Raw genomic sequence first — 13,119 nt, 5'->3', positions numbered from 1 at the left:
ACCACGACAACCGAGACCAGCAGCAAGGGGCGGAGCAAGTTCCACACCCACGACCAGCACATCGCCGGCGACGGCCCGGTCAACGGCCAGTAGGGCGCGCACCGGTAACGGCTACGACCTGGGGCCGGTCGCCCCGCTCCTCACCCGAGGCGTCTCCTCACCGGCCGGTGCCGCCGCCTTGCGGACGCTCCCTCACCCCATTTCGGCCCGCGAAACCGCCGCGCGAGGCAGACCTCCGGTCGCGTAGTGTCCCCGGTCATGACCGTGCTGCATGGTGCCTCAGTCGCACTCCGCCCGAGCGTCACCGAGGACGTCCCCGCCCTGGCGGCCATCCGGGCCACTCCCGAGGTGCTAGCCCGATGGAACGGTGCGGACGATCTCGAAGCGGACGTCGCGGCCGGCCTCGAAGACGACGGCTGCCACTGCCTGACCGTTCATCACCAGCAGCGGATCATCGGCATGATCCAGTGGTATTCCGAGGAGGACCCCGACTACCGGCACGCCGGTATCGACATCTTCCTCGACCCCGCCGTGCACGGCGGGGGACTGGGCACCGACGCCGTACGCACACTGGCCCGCCACCTCATCCACGATCGCGGCTACCACCGGCTGGTCATCGATCCGGCGGCGGACAACACCGCGGCGATCCGCTGTTACGAGAAGGTCGGGTTCCGTCCGGTCGGCATCATGCGGCAGTACGAGCGCGGTCCGGACGACACCTGGCAAGACGGCCTCTTGATGGATCTACTGGCCTCGGAGCTGACGCGCTGACCCCTCCCCCGTGGCGTCGTCCGGTGACCGGACAACGATCGTGCGCGCCCTCTGGCCTTCGGTCTCCTGCTGCCTTTAGGTTCGGTGCTGCGGGATCATCGAACCTCGTCAACTGCCTTTTCTCTTGGGAGCTTCACTCGTGAGTGAGCCAAGTCCCCGTCTGCGTCGGACGCTCGCGTCCAGTGAGGAAGCTCCGGGATTCGGAGCGGTCCACCTGAACGTCAGGACGTCCGCGTGGACCCCGGATCAGTTCACCGAGATGGCCGGCTGGATGGCGAGCACGGCGGCGGACATCACGCGCGCCGCGGACGCGATCTCGACCATGAAGCCGGGGGCTGACAGGTGAGGAGCGCTCCCCGGCTGGCCAAGGAGCAGAAGCAACTGCTGTCCGAGCTGATCTCCGCCGTCGCCGGCCGAGTCGAGGTTCCCGCGGCGCCTACGGTCTTGTTCGAGGCGCTGTGCTCTGCCATGGGCGAGCGACGCGGCCGCCCCACGACGCTCAGCATCCGGGAGTTCCCGAAGGACATCGCCCACGGCACGACCGGGCTCTGGCTGGACCTCGAAGGCCAGGATCTCGTGGTCATCGAGGAGAACCTGACTCCCGACCACCAGTTGGTCGTTCTGGGGCACGAAATCTGGCACATGCATGCCGGTCACTCAGGACACGGCATCGGCGGCGGGGCGATGGCCGCGCGAGCGGCCCTCACCGCGGAGATCGACTGGCCGGAGATCGTCCGTCGCGTCGCCGCCCGTAGCCACTCGGTTCAGGAGGACGAGGTCGCGGCGGAGAAGTTCGGGCTGCTCATGGGGAGCCAGATGCGCACCTGGCTGCTCGACCCCAGCGCCGCCGGTGTGCAGCTCGACGAGGTGGCGCGACGTATCAACGTTGCCCTGGGGTATCCCGGAGTACGGGGATGACCGCGTGAGCAGCGGCGACTTGGTCTACAACCCCTACACCGGCGTCGCGATCCTCCTCGTGGTCGTGCTGTTGTACAAGGTGCCGGCCTTCGTCAGGGCCTGGCGCAATCCTCTGGTACGCCAGGTGGGCGGGCTGCTCACGGTGGCCTGCTGCGTCTTCATCTTCGTCGCACCCTCAACCATCAAGAGGGTCAACCAGGTCACGGGGGTCACGAACTTCTCGGCACCGTGGGTCTACAGCCTGCTCACGGGCTTCTGCGCCTCGTGTCTGCTGCTGATCATCAAGTGGCGGGGCGGGCTCCAGGTGAAGGTCCGGCGCGCCACCATCTGGGTCTACGGCAGCTACGGGGCGGTCGTCACCGCGCTCTGGGTGCTCTTCGTGCTCGGTGACCACCACGTCGAACGAGTCAAGGACCTGGACACGTACTACGCCACCACCCCGTACATGCGCGAGATGATCGTTCTGTACCTGCTCGCGCACACCGTGGCCGTCCTGATCACCTCGGCACTGCTGTGGAGTTGGGAGGGCCGCGTGCGCGGCACCGGCTGGCTGCACGTCGGAGTGGTCGTCCTCGGCGTCGGCTACGCGCTGAACCTGGCCTACGACGTCGCCAAGGTGCTCCCGGTGGTGGCTCGGTGGACCGGCCGGACCGATCTCGACTGGATGAGCACCGACCTGGCGCCGCTGATCGCCTCGCTCGGCGGACTGCTCATCGGCATCGGATTCGTCCTGCCGCACGCCGCCGAGCGCTTCTCCCACCGGTGGAGTGCCCGCCGCCTGTACTGGGCCCTGCGCCCCTTGGGCCGCGTCCTCCGGATGGTCCCCGCGGCATCGGCGCCCGTGGCGCTCGGCCGGTTCGAGTCGCTGGACCTGCGCCTGACGCACCGGCAGACCTTCATCCGCGATGCCCTTCGGCAGCTGAGCCCCTTCATGGACGCCGCCCTGCGCGAGGCGACCCGGGAGCGGCACCTCGCCGCCGGCGACGATCCCGCCGAGGCCGCGGCCGCGGCGGACGCCGCCGTCATCCTTGACGCCGTCCCACGACTGCACGTCAGCAGCAAGCCCGAACACCCCGTGGAGCGACCGGCGGAGAGCATGCGGGACCTGGCCGCGATCTCGCGCGCCATTCGCCGCTCTCCGCGTGTGCGGTCCACACACCGGGCAGTGCCCAACCAAGAAGAGAGCGTGAACTCATGAGCGTGAGAGCCGCCATATCCACCACCGTCCACGCCGATGCCGATCGCAGGGCGATCGTCATCGGCGGCGGCCTGACCGGGATGCTCGCCGCGCAGGCTCTCGCCGGTGAGGCGCACGTCACCGTCATCGAACGCGACACGCTCCCCGCCGCTCCGGAGCCACGGAAGGGGCTGCCGCAGGCGCACCACGCGCACCTGCTGTGGTCCGGCGGAGCGGACGCCATCGAAACCCTCCTGCCCGGGACGGCCGAAGCCCTGGCCGCGCGCGGCGCACGTCGCATACCGCTGACCACCGGCATGGTCGGCCTGAGTCCACAGGGTTGGTTCCGCCGCTGGGACGAGAGCCACTACGTGATCGGCTGCACCCGTGACCTCCTGGACGCGGTCGTCCGCGACCTGACGCGGAAGCACGCCGGCGATCGCATCACCGTTCTGCAGCGGACGGAGGTGCTGGGCCTGGAAGGCGATGCCTGCGCCGTCACCGGCGTCCGTATCCGCCGGGAAGGGGGCGAGGAGGAGATCCTCTCCGCCGGTCTCGTCATCGACGCGAGCGGCCGGGCCTCCCGCACCCCGCAGTGGTTGGGCGTCCTGGGCGTGCGGGCGCCGGCCTGCCGGGTGGTCGACTCCGGGCTCGTGTACGCCAGCCGGCTCTACCGGGCACCCGAGAAGACCCACCACATGGCGTGGCCCATCATCAACATCCAGGCCGTCAACCGCGGCGAGGGTCCCGGCCAGTCCGGCGTCATCCTGCCTGTCGAGGACGGCCGCTGGCTCGTCACCCTCTCCGGGACCAAGGGCGGGCAGCCCACCGGCGACAACGACGACTTCCTGCCGTTCGCGCGGCGGCTGCGGCACCCCGTCGTCGGCGAGCTGATCGAGAACCTCACCCCGCTGACTGACACCCGGATCAGCCGGACCACGGTGAACAGCCGACGGCTCTACGAGAAGACCGCCATGCCGCGGGGCTTCGTCGTCCTCGGTGACGCGGTGGCCGCCTACAACCCGGCCTACGGGCACGGCATGTCCGTAGCGGCCTTGAGCGCGCTCACGCTCCGGGACACCGTACGTCGATACGGCTGGGCCAACCCGGGAGTGTCCCGGCGTGCGCAAAAGGGCGTGGCCGCTCACGTGAACACGGCCTGGGCCTTCGCCGCCGGATCCGACGTCTTCTATCCCGGAGCCACCGAGAACGGCCCCACCCTGGGCGAACGCGTCGCCGCGCGATTCGTGGACCGGCTGATCTACACCGCGACCGGTTCCGGACGCGTGGCGCGCGGCGTCACCGACGTCATGACGCTCCAAGCCGGCCCCCAGACGCTCGCCCGCCCCGGCACCCTGGTCGCGGCCATCCGCGGCCCTCTCAAACCGCAGCTGTCCCAGCCCCCGCTGACGGCCGAGGAACGGCAGGCTCTCGCTGCGACCTGACGGATCCGACCTGGGACCGCGGCTCGGGGCGGCCGTTTCCTGACTGCCCCGAGCCACGGACCGGCCGGTTCCTACTGCTTGCCGAGGATCTTGTTCATCTCGGTGATCTCGGCCGACTGCGAGGTGACGATGGACTTGGCCATCGTCCTCGCGGGCCCGTAGGCGCCCTTGGCCTGCTCGGTCTTCGCCATTTCGATGGCGCCCTGGTGGTGGCTGATCATCATCTGCACGAACGCCTTGTCGAAGGCGTCACCGGACAGGTCCTTCAGCTTGGCCATGTCGTCGCCCGACATCATGCCGGGCATGGACGAGTGGTCCATGCCCGGCATCGACGAGTGGTCCATGCCGGACGTCGCGGCGTCCGGGACCTTCTCGCCCCAGGCCTTCAGCCAGCCGGACATGGTGTTGATCTCCGGGTCCTGCGCCTGCTTGATCTTGGCCGCGAGGTCCTTCACCCGCTGCGCCTTCGCGCGCGACGGCGCCAGGTCGGCCATGGCCACGGCCTGCCGGTGGTGCGGGATCATCCCCTGCGCGAACGCCACGTCCTGCGCGTCGTGGCTGCCCCGCGCAGTCGGAGCGGCGGCCGACGCGCCGACGGAGGACCTCGCCCCCATGCCGTGGCCCGAGGGCTTGGAGGACGAGGAGGAATCACTGCTGCCGCAGGCGGCCAGGATCACCGCAGCGATAGCGGCGGCGGCCGGCGCGGCGGTCCGGCGGATGAGAGAACGGCGAAATGCCATGGAAGTACAGCTCCTTGAGTGCCCGCGCCCACGCGCGGGAAGAAACGGATGCAGACACACCGGGGCACACCACCCGCCTCGGGCGAGTGCTGTGCGGGCGCCTCTAGATCCGCAGAAGCTGCAGCTCGGAAAGATCCGGCGGAGCGCGGCCGTCCACCGCTCCGGCGGCGGGAACGCTGCCGGCGGTCGCCGCGGGCTGGACGGCAGCGGGTGACGGCATCAGGGCCGGCGGAATGTAGGCGGCGGCCGTACCGCCCGCTGCGCACGTCCCGCCCGCATGGTCCATGGCCGTACCGTCGTCGCCCGTGTCCGACAGGTGCCGGCAGTCCTCACCGCCCGTATGGGCGAGTGCGGGCCGATGCCCGTGGCCCGGCGACTGTGCGGCCATCAGGGCGTGCTGTCCCGTTGCCGGCATACCGGCGGGCGACAGGGAGTGCATCCCCAGCACCCCCGCCACCACGGCGAGGACCAGCCACATCCAGCGCGCAGGACTCACCTCGGAGTTGGTGCGCGCGCTGGACATCATGGACCCATCGTAGGGGGCTGCACCCCTCAGGGGGCGCAACGGCCCTCCAAGTGCCTCATGCCACACCCCTTCCACCCTCCCCGCCGGTGCCTCCGCCCCGTTCAGTCCTCGACGGCGCGCCGTACGCGGCGGGAGGGTGAGAACGCGTAGAGGTCCAGGATGTCCGGGGGTTCGGCGATGCCCGGGCCGCCGGCCCGGACCCACGCCGTGATGTCGGCTGTGGCGTCGGCGTCGTTGACCAGTCCGAGCCACGCCGGTCTCCCGCCCGCGGCCCGGCCCGCCGGGGAGGGCTGTACGACGATGACGTTGGCCTGTTCGCAGGCGTCGAGGCAGTTGACCGCGCGGACCTGCGCGACCGGACCCAGCTCGGCCCTGAGTGTGGCGAGCTGGGCCGCGTGGTCGACGCCGGGGACCTTGGCTGTGCCGCAGCAGCAGCCCCGGCACACCGTGACCGTGCACCTCGGCGTGGCCTGCTCCGTGTCCGGCTTGCCGCGGCTCGTGCGGCGGCTCATGCGGCGGCCCGCTTCCATGCCGCCTCGCGCAGCAGTCGCAGGCCGTTGAGGCCGACGATGACGGTGGAGCCCTCGTGGCCCGCGACACCGAGTGGCAGCGGCAGAGTGCTCGCCAGGTCCCAGATCACCAGGCCCGTGATGAAGAGACCGGCGATGACGAGGTTCTGCACGACCAGGGCGCGGGCCCGGCGCGACAGCGAGATCACGGCCGGAACGGTGGCGAGTTCGTCGCGGACGACGACCGCGTCCGCGGTCTCCAGCGCCAGGTCGGAGCCCGCCCTGCCCATGGCGACACCGGTGTGGGCTGCGGCCAGGGCCGGGGCGTCGTTGACGCCGTCGCCGACGACCAGCACCTTGCGGCCGGCGGATTCCAGGTCCCTGACAGCGCTCACCTTGTGCTGCGGCAGCAGGCCGGCGCGTACGTCCTCGATGCCGACTTCCTCGGCGAGGCGGGCGGCGGCACGGGGGTTGTCGCCGGTGAGCAGTACGGGCGCCGTATTGGTCAGGGAGGCCAGTGCCCCGACGGTCCGGACCGCGTCGGGGCGGAGCCGGTCGGCGATGCCGAGCAGGCCCGCCGGCCGGCCGTCCACGGTGACCAGCACGGCCGTACGGCCCTCTTCCTCCAGTGCGGCGGCGAGGACCGCGGCGCGGGCGGACGAGGAGTCCGTGGCCCCGGTCAGCAGCCGGGAGGGTGTGCCGACGGCGACGACCTGTCCCTCGACGGTCGCGGTGACGCCCACGCCGGGGGTCGAGTCGAAGTCCTCCGCGAGCGGCAGGGACAGCCCCCGCTCCCGGGCCGCTTCCACGATCGCCCGCGCCAGTGGGTGCTCGCTCGGGTGCTCCGCAGCGGCCGCGACGCTCAGCAACTCCTCGTCCGTGAGGCGGGACAGGGCCGGCGACCGGACGTCGGTGACCCGCGGGGTGCCTTCGGTGAGGGTGCCGGTCTTGTCCAGGGCCACCGCGTCGACCTGTCCCAGGCGCTCCATCACCACGGCCGACTTCACCAGGACCCCGTGCCGTCCGGCGTTGGCGATCGCCGACAGCAGCGGCGGCATGGTGGCCAGCACCACGGCGCACGGCGAGGCCACGATCATGAAGGTCATGGCCCGCAGGAGTGAGCCGTTGAGGTCCGCGCCGAAGGCGAGGGGCACCAGGAACACGGCGAGGGTGGCGGCCACCATGCCGAGGGAGTAGCGCTGCTCGACCTTCTCGATGAACAGCTGTGTCGGCGCCTTGGTCTTCGACGCCTCCTCGACCATGCGCACGATCCGGGCGATCACCGAGTCCGACGCGTCACGCTCCACACGCACGCGCAGCGCGCCGGTGCCGTTGACGGTGCCGGCGAAGACCTCGTCGCCCTTGTCCTTGGCCACCGGCAGGGGCTCGCCGGTGATGGTCGCCTGATCGACGTCACTGGCACCGTCGAGGACCCGGCCGTCGGCGCCGACACGTTCGCCGGGCCGCACCAGGACGGTGGCGCCGACCGCGAGATCCGCGACGGGGACCACCTGCTCGGTGCCGTCGTCCGCAAGGCGCGTCGCCGTGGCGGGCGCGAGGTCCAGCAGCCCGCGCACGGAGTCGGCGGTCCGCGCGGTGGCCAGCGCCTCCAGGGCGCCGGACGTGGCGAAGATGACGATCAGCAGTGCGCCGTCCGTCACCTGCCCGATCGCAGCCGCCCCGAGCGCGGCCACGACCATCAGCAGGTCGACGTCGAGGGTCTTCTCCCTGAGCGCCTGTAGCCCCGCTCGACCGGGCTCCCAGCCGCCGGCCGCGTAGGTGAGCGCGTACAGCGGACTCCAGGCCCAGGCCGGGGCGCCGGTCAGCTGCAGCGGCAGGGCGAGCAGGAAGAGGACGAGAGCCGTGGCCGCCCACCGTGCCTCGGGCAGGGCGAGGACGCGGGTACGGCGTCGGGGCGCATCGCCCTCCCGCCTGGGGACGGCCTTGTGGGTGGGAGCCGGAGCGAGGGTTGTCACGGAGATGCGGTCCTTCGAACGGCATGAGCAGACTTCGGGCTCCCGGGTTGCGCGGGTGCCACGTAAACCACCGTACAGGATTGAATGAAGAGTCATTCATGCGTTCATGGGTGGTCGTCCGTAGGATGAAGGCCATGGGCCACGGAGCTGATGCCAAGACCACCGCCACCGCGCGCCAGCGCCTGGAAACACTGGGCGCCGCCGACGTGGCCGCCACTCTCCAGGCCTTGGCGACACCCTCCCGGCTGCGGATCCTGGCCCGCCTGCAGGAGGGACCGTGCGCGGCGACCGAACTGGCCGACGCGGTCGGCATGGAACAGTCCGCCTGCTCGCACCAGCTGCGACTGCTGCGCAACCTGGGACTGGTCACGACCGAGCGCCGGGGCCGCTCGATCATCTACGCCCTCTACGACAACCACGTGGCCGAACTTCTGGAGCAGGCCCTCTACCACCTCGAGCACCTGCGGCTCGGACTGCGCGACGCCTCGGCCACGACGACCGCGGTGGCCGAGGCGCACTGAGGGACGGCCCCAGGTCGGTTCATGCGCCGGCTGGCGGCGCCGAATGACCTGCCCCGGGCTCCGAGCGAGCCACTCGGGCGGCAGCGGGCCTGAGGGTCAGGCGAGGTTCGTCAGGGCGTGGACCAGCCCCTCCACGCGGTCCTGCCGGTGCGGTGCGCCCGGCCGACCCGTCATCAGCAGGTGGTGCACTGTGCCCACCAGGGCCAGTGCGACCGACCCGGCGTCCAGACCGTCCGCGACGCGCCCCAGCCGCTGTTCGGCGCTCAGATAGGTCTCGACCGAAGCCTGGATCGCATCGAAGCCGGGCGCGCCGGCGGCCCAGGCCTCACGGACGCGCAGGGCCGCCGCCGGTCGGGTCACCGCCAGCCCGACGACCCCGGGATCCAGGCTCAGCAGTGCCGTGGCCAGGTCGACCAGGTTGCCGGCGACGGAGCCGCTGCCCGCCTGCTCGGGAAGGCGGGCGGCCAGCGCGGCGGTACGGGTGAAGCGGTCCAGCACCAGCTCGGCGACGAACTCGTCCAGTCCCTCGAAGTGGGTGTGCAGCACCCCCTTGGCGCATCCGGCTTCCGCCGTGACCGCCCGGCTGGTCAGCGCGGCGGCCCCGTTCCGGGCCACGACCCGCTCGGCCGCCTCGAAAAGCCGCTCCCGTAGATCCGGAATGGCCACTCCGCGTGGTGACACCAAGTCCTCCCTGGACGAAAGGCATTGCAGGTATGGGCATGCGCCCATACTGTTTGGGCATGCGCCCATTCTAGGGGCGGTCCATCGCTCGGCAACGCCCGTCCACGGGAGGTTCCCTCATGCACCCCATCGCCAACACCGCGCAGGCAGAGGCCTGGAACGGCTACGAGGGCTCCCACTGGGCCGCCCACCATGACCGCTGGGACGCCGTGAACGCGGGCTTCAACCAGCCCCTGCTCGACGCCGCGGCCATCGAGCCCGGCGACCACGTCCTGGACATCGGCTGCGGCGCGGGAGCGACGACCCGGCTCGCCGCTCGCGCCGCCGCCCCGCACGGCAGTGCCCTGGGTCTGGACCTCTCCGGTCCCATGCTCCGGCGCGCCCGAGCCGGCGCCGAGAGCGCGGGCCTCGGCAACATCCGCTTCGAGCAGGGCGACGCCCAGGTGCACCCACTCCCCCGTGCCGCCTTCGACCTCGCCATCAGCCGCTTCGGCATCATGTTCTTCACCGACCCCGCCGCCGCCTTCGCCAACATCTCCGCCGCACTGCGCCCGGGCGGCCGCGTCGCCCTGCTGTGCGCCGCCGAACCCGAGGGCAACCAGTGGCTGTCGGCCCTGGCGACCCTCCAGGACCTGTTGCCGACGGCCGGCTTCGGCGAGCCCGGCGCCCCCGGCATGTTCTCGCTGGCGGCACCCGGCGCGGCGGCCGCACTGTTGCGGGAGGCGGGGCTGCGGAAGGTACGGGCCGCGCACATCACGGCCTACGGCAGCTGGGGGCGCAGCGCGGCGGAGGCCGCTGATTTCCTCCTGCACACCGGGCCCGGCCGCCACCTCCTCACGCAGAGCGCCCCCAGCACCGCCGCCCGTGCCCTGGACCGGCTGACCGACGCCCTTGGCCCTTACGAAAGCGATGACGGCCTGCGGCTGCGCGGCACCGGCTGGCTGCTCACCGCCACCGCACCCGAGGCCTGAACTCCCCGGCACCCCCGCACTGCCGAGCACTGTCCGGACATGGCCGTCCTCATCCGAGTTCGGCGTGGAAGGGGCCGTACCCCGCCGTTTCCGTCACACGGGCAGGCGGAGGACGATCCTGGCTCCGTGACCTGTGGGGTCGGCGTGGGCCGTGCCGCCGTGAGCGGTGGCCACCGCGTGCACGAAGGCGAGGCCCAGACCGGATCCGTCGCTGGTCCGGCTGGCTTCGGCGCGGGTGAAGCGGTCGAATGCCCGGGGCAGGAAGTCCGGCGGGAAACCGGGGCCCTCGTCGGTGACGCTCACCTGCAGCACGCCGGCCTGGACCGCGGCCGCGACGGTGACGGAGCCGTCCCCGTGCCGCAGGGCGTTGTCCACGAGGTTGCCGATGGCCGGTCGCAGCCACCGGTCGTCGACGACGACGGTCACGGCCGCGGAGTCGACGGTGAGGGGACGACCGGCCCGCTGTGCCGTACGCCGATGGGGGGTGACGGCGACGTCGAGCAGGTCGGGAAGATGCACGGAAGCGCGGGTGATGTGGTCGGTGCTGCCCAGTTCCTCCAGGTCCAGCAGGGCGTTGCTCAGGTCGGCCAGGCGCTGGACCTCGGCGTCGACGGAGCGCAGGGTCTCGGTGAGTTCGCCGGCCGAGCGGGGGCGGTGCAGGGCCACGTCGAGTTCGGCGCGCATCAGGGTGAGCGGTGTGCGCAGTTCGTGGCTCGCGTCGGCGACGAACCGGCGCTCGCGTTCGGCGGATGCCTCCAGCCGGTCGAGCATGTGGTTCAGGGTGTGACCGAGTCGGGTGATCTCGTCGTCGCGGTCGGCGGGCACGTCCAGGCGCAAGGTGTGGGTGCCGTCGGCGAGGGTGGCCGCCGCGGTGCGGTAGCGCTCGACGGGTCGCAGGGCGGCGCGGGCGGTGCGGTAGCCGACGTAGGAGGCGGCGATCAGGGTCAGGCCGGAGGCGAGCGCGAGCTGCGCGAGGAGTTCCCGCAGTGCTTCGTCGCGGTGTCCTCGCCGGACGGCGACGACGACGTGTCGTCGGCTGCCGGCGGTGACGCGGTGGGCCTGGAGGCGCAGGGTGTCCGAGGTGATCGGCAGCAGGGAGCCGATGTCGCGCCGTACCGTGTTTCCGCTTACGACGGAGCCGAGTTCGCCCGGTGTGAGCAGCATCTGGTGGCGCACGGGGTCGCTGGAGCGCGTGACGTGGCCGCGTGTGTCGAGGATCTGGTGGAGGCTGCCGCTCGGGCCGGGCGGGAGCTTCGCTCCGGTTCGTACGGCCCGGTCGAGACTGCGCTGGTAGGCGGTCAGGTCGTCGTTGAGTTGCTGGTCGAGGGCGGTCTTGACCCGCCAGTAGAGCGTGAACTCGCCTACCACCGCCAGGACGTGTCCCGTCAGAAGGAGTTGCTGTGCGACGCGTTCGCCGGCATGCACGTCCAGGTGGACCGCTGGCTGGCCGAACTCGACCGTACCCCTGCTTTCTACTTCGACTCCATCACCCAGCTCCGTATGGACACTTGGTCCAAGGGGCGGGTGACCCTCGTCGGTGACGCGGGCTACTGCCCCGGGCCGGCCGTCGGCGGCAGCACCAGCCTGGCCGTCGTCGGCGCGTACGTTCTCGCCGGGGAGCTGGCACGGGCGGACGGCGACCACGAGCGTGCCTTTCCCGCGTACGAACGCGCGATGGCAGGGTACGTGCGCAGCAGTCGCGAGGTCGCGCTGAGCGCGGCCAAGACCCTGATCCCCACCTCACGTCTCGGCGTACGGGGGCTGGTTCAGGGCGCCCGCCTGATCTCCGCCCTGCCCGCCGGGCCCAGCCGCGCCCTCCTCCGCCTCACCACCAAGAGCGCACGCCTCCACAACTCCGTGGTGGTCGACGACTATCCGGCGTCGACCACCGCGTCACGACGCCGCGCCGGCCTCGCGGGTGACGCCCCAGGCGGGCTCGGGGAGGGAACAGTCACCGCGTCCTAACCACCGAGGGGGGGTTGTCAGAAGGCGGTTGACCACGACGAGCGCGGCCTCCGACTTCGGCCACTGTGCGGTCAGGGTACGGCGGTTGCCGGACGCGGCGGGGCAGGGGGGCAGAAGCCGTAGCGGATCGTGTGCCGAGGCAGGCAATGACACGGTCCGCTACGGCGGGCGATGATCGGGCCGACTTCGGCTGGCGGAAACAACCAGTTGCACGAGACGGGGCCGACGTGCCGAAGGCACAAGCTCGTCAGGCCCTTTCGGGCTTGCGGGCCAGCAGGCAGACGTGCGGTCTCCTCACCCGGCCGCCGGGCTCCTGCTCCAGCCTCGCGGTGACGACGAGTCCGGCCTGCTCCATCAGGCCGACCATGCGGTCCGAGGGCAGCAGGTACGACTCGTAGGACACCGGACGGCCATAGCCGTGGGTCGGCTGCAGCCGCTCATCGCCGACATAGTCTCCCCAGAGCAGGTAGCCGCCGGGTGCGAGCGTGCGATGGAATTCGGCGAACACCGCCGGCAGCCACTGCGGGGGCGTGTGGTGGGTGGAGTACCAGGCCAGGATGCCGCCGAGTTCGTCGTCCCGCAGCTCCAGCGCGGTCATCGTGCCCTCGGTGAACCGTAGGTCCGGATATGCGAGCCGGGCCAGTCCGATCATCTTCGGCGACAGATCGACGCCGAAGGCGGACACTCCCAGCCCGGCCAGGTGCGCCGTCACCCGGCCGGGGCCGCATCCCAGGTCCGCGACCGGCCCCAGACCGGCCGTCCGCACGAGCTCGGCAAACCCGGCCAGCATCGCGCGTGACAGCGGGTCCAACTCGGCGGGAGACGGGACGCGTTCGACGTAATCGGCGGCGACCGTGTCGTACGACCCGCGCACGGCCGCCAGGAAGGAGGGCTCAGCCATGCGGGCGACCCTAGACCA

Annotated in this window: 14 protein-coding genes; 7 read left to right on the top strand and 7 right to left on the bottom strand. The window is 71.5% G+C overall.

The genetic code is table 11. The annotated features are described in order from the left end of the window. Positions 1–258 precede the first annotated feature (258 nt). From ACF08B_RS29850 to ACF08B_RS29835, 4 genes are all read left to right on the top strand, one after another. Positions 259–771 (top strand): GNAT family N-acetyltransferase, encoded by a 513-nt coding sequence (locus ACF08B_RS29850; protein ID WP_392320243.1) that lies wholly within the window; start codon positions 259–261, stop codon positions 769–771. Positions 772–1,113: 342 nt separating this feature from the next. Then, the gene (locus tag ACF08B_RS29845) at positions 1,114–1,689 is read left to right on the top strand and encodes a toxin-antitoxin system, toxin component (RefSeq protein WP_392320242.1); all 576 of its coding nucleotides are present in this window, start codon (positions 1,114–1,116) and stop codon (positions 1,687–1,689) included. 4 nt (positions 1,690–1,693) lie between these two features. Next, positions 1,694–2,887, top strand: a complete 1,194-nt coding sequence (locus ACF08B_RS29840) for an MAB_1171c family putative transporter (protein ID WP_392320241.1) — start codon at positions 1,694–1,696, stop codon at positions 2,885–2,887. After that, positions 2,884–4,311: an FAD-dependent monooxygenase gene (locus ACF08B_RS29835; RefSeq protein ID WP_392320240.1), complete on the top strand. Its 1,428-nt coding sequence runs from the start codon at positions 2,884–2,886 to the stop codon at positions 4,309–4,311. Before ACF08B_RS29840 ends, ACF08B_RS29835 begins: the two co-directional genes overlap by 4 nt. 71 nt (positions 4,312–4,382) lie before the next feature. Here ACF08B_RS29835 and ACF08B_RS29830 read toward each other — a convergent pair whose 3' ends face one another. From ACF08B_RS29830 to ACF08B_RS29815, 4 genes are all read right to left on the bottom strand, one after another. Beyond that, on the bottom strand, positions 4,383–5,051 hold the full coding sequence (locus tag ACF08B_RS29830) for a DUF305 domain-containing protein (protein WP_392320239.1): 669 nt from the start codon (positions 5,049–5,051) through the stop codon (positions 4,383–4,385). A 103-nt stretch (positions 5,052–5,154) separates the two neighbouring features. Further along, a complete protein-coding gene (locus ACF08B_RS29825) occupies positions 5,155–5,577 on the bottom strand; it encodes a DUF6153 family protein (RefSeq protein WP_392320238.1) in 423 nt (140 codons plus the stop codon). Between the two features lie 101 nt (positions 5,578–5,678). Next, positions 5,679–6,089 (bottom strand): (2Fe-2S) ferredoxin domain-containing protein, encoded by a 411-nt coding sequence (locus tag ACF08B_RS29820; protein ID WP_392320237.1) that lies wholly within the window; start codon positions 6,087–6,089, stop codon positions 5,679–5,681. Next, positions 6,086–8,158, bottom strand: coding sequence for a heavy metal translocating P-type ATPase (locus ACF08B_RS29815; RefSeq protein ID WP_392320236.1), 2,073 nt, complete (start codon positions 8,156–8,158; stop codon positions 6,086–6,088). The genes ACF08B_RS29820 and ACF08B_RS29815 overlap by 4 nt, the downstream gene beginning before the upstream one ends. Positions 8,159–8,196: 38 nt before the next feature. Here ACF08B_RS29815 and ACF08B_RS29810 point away from each other — a divergent pair, with 38 nt between their 5' ends. Continuing rightward, positions 8,197–8,583: a metalloregulator ArsR/SmtB family transcription factor gene (locus ACF08B_RS29810; protein WP_123441100.1), complete on the top strand. Its 387-nt coding sequence runs from the start codon at positions 8,197–8,199 to the stop codon at positions 8,581–8,583. Between the two features lie 96 nt (positions 8,584–8,679). On the opposite strand, the gene ACF08B_RS29805 is transcribed toward ACF08B_RS29810, so the two are convergent. Further along, complete coding sequence (locus ACF08B_RS29805; RefSeq protein WP_392320235.1) at positions 8,680–9,264, bottom strand: TetR/AcrR family transcriptional regulator; 585 nt, start codon at positions 9,262–9,264, stop codon at positions 8,680–8,682. A gap of 119 nt (positions 9,265–9,383) precedes the next feature. Here ACF08B_RS29805 and ACF08B_RS29800 point away from each other — a divergent pair, with 119 nt between their 5' ends. Further along, positions 9,384–10,235: a class I SAM-dependent methyltransferase gene (locus ACF08B_RS29800; protein WP_392320234.1), complete on the top strand. Its 852-nt coding sequence runs from the start codon at positions 9,384–9,386 to the stop codon at positions 10,233–10,235. A 93-nt stretch (positions 10,236–10,328) separates the two neighbouring features. Here ACF08B_RS29800 and ACF08B_RS29795 read toward each other — a convergent pair whose 3' ends face one another. Then, the gene (locus tag ACF08B_RS29795; protein ID WP_392320233.1) at positions 10,329–11,603 is read right to left on the bottom strand and encodes an ATP-binding protein; all 1,275 of its coding nucleotides are present in this window, start codon (positions 11,601–11,603) and stop codon (positions 10,329–10,331) included. A 9-nt stretch (positions 11,604–11,612) separates the two neighbouring features. Between ACF08B_RS29795 and ACF08B_RS29790 the strand changes: the two genes are divergently transcribed. Further along, positions 11,613–12,200 carry a hypothetical protein gene (locus ACF08B_RS29790; RefSeq protein ID WP_392320232.1) on the top strand — a complete coding sequence of 196 codons (588 nt, stop codon included), beginning with the start codon at positions 11,613–11,615 and terminating at the stop codon, positions 12,198–12,200. 247 nt (positions 12,201–12,447) lie between these two features. Here the strand turns inward: ACF08B_RS29790 and ACF08B_RS29785 are convergent, their stop codons facing one another. Further along, a complete protein-coding gene (locus tag ACF08B_RS29785) occupies positions 12,448–13,101 on the bottom strand; it encodes a class I SAM-dependent methyltransferase (RefSeq protein ID WP_392320231.1) in 654 nt (217 codons plus the stop codon). Positions 13,102–13,119: the final 18 nt, after the last annotated feature.

Origin of the sequence: Streptomyces sp. NPDC015139 (assembly GCF_043079785.1) — a bacterium.
Lineage (GTDB): Bacteria > Actinomycetota > Actinomycetes > Streptomycetales > Streptomycetaceae > Streptomyces > Streptomyces albidocamelliae.
This window is presented reverse-complemented; position numbering and strand designations above follow the sequence as displayed.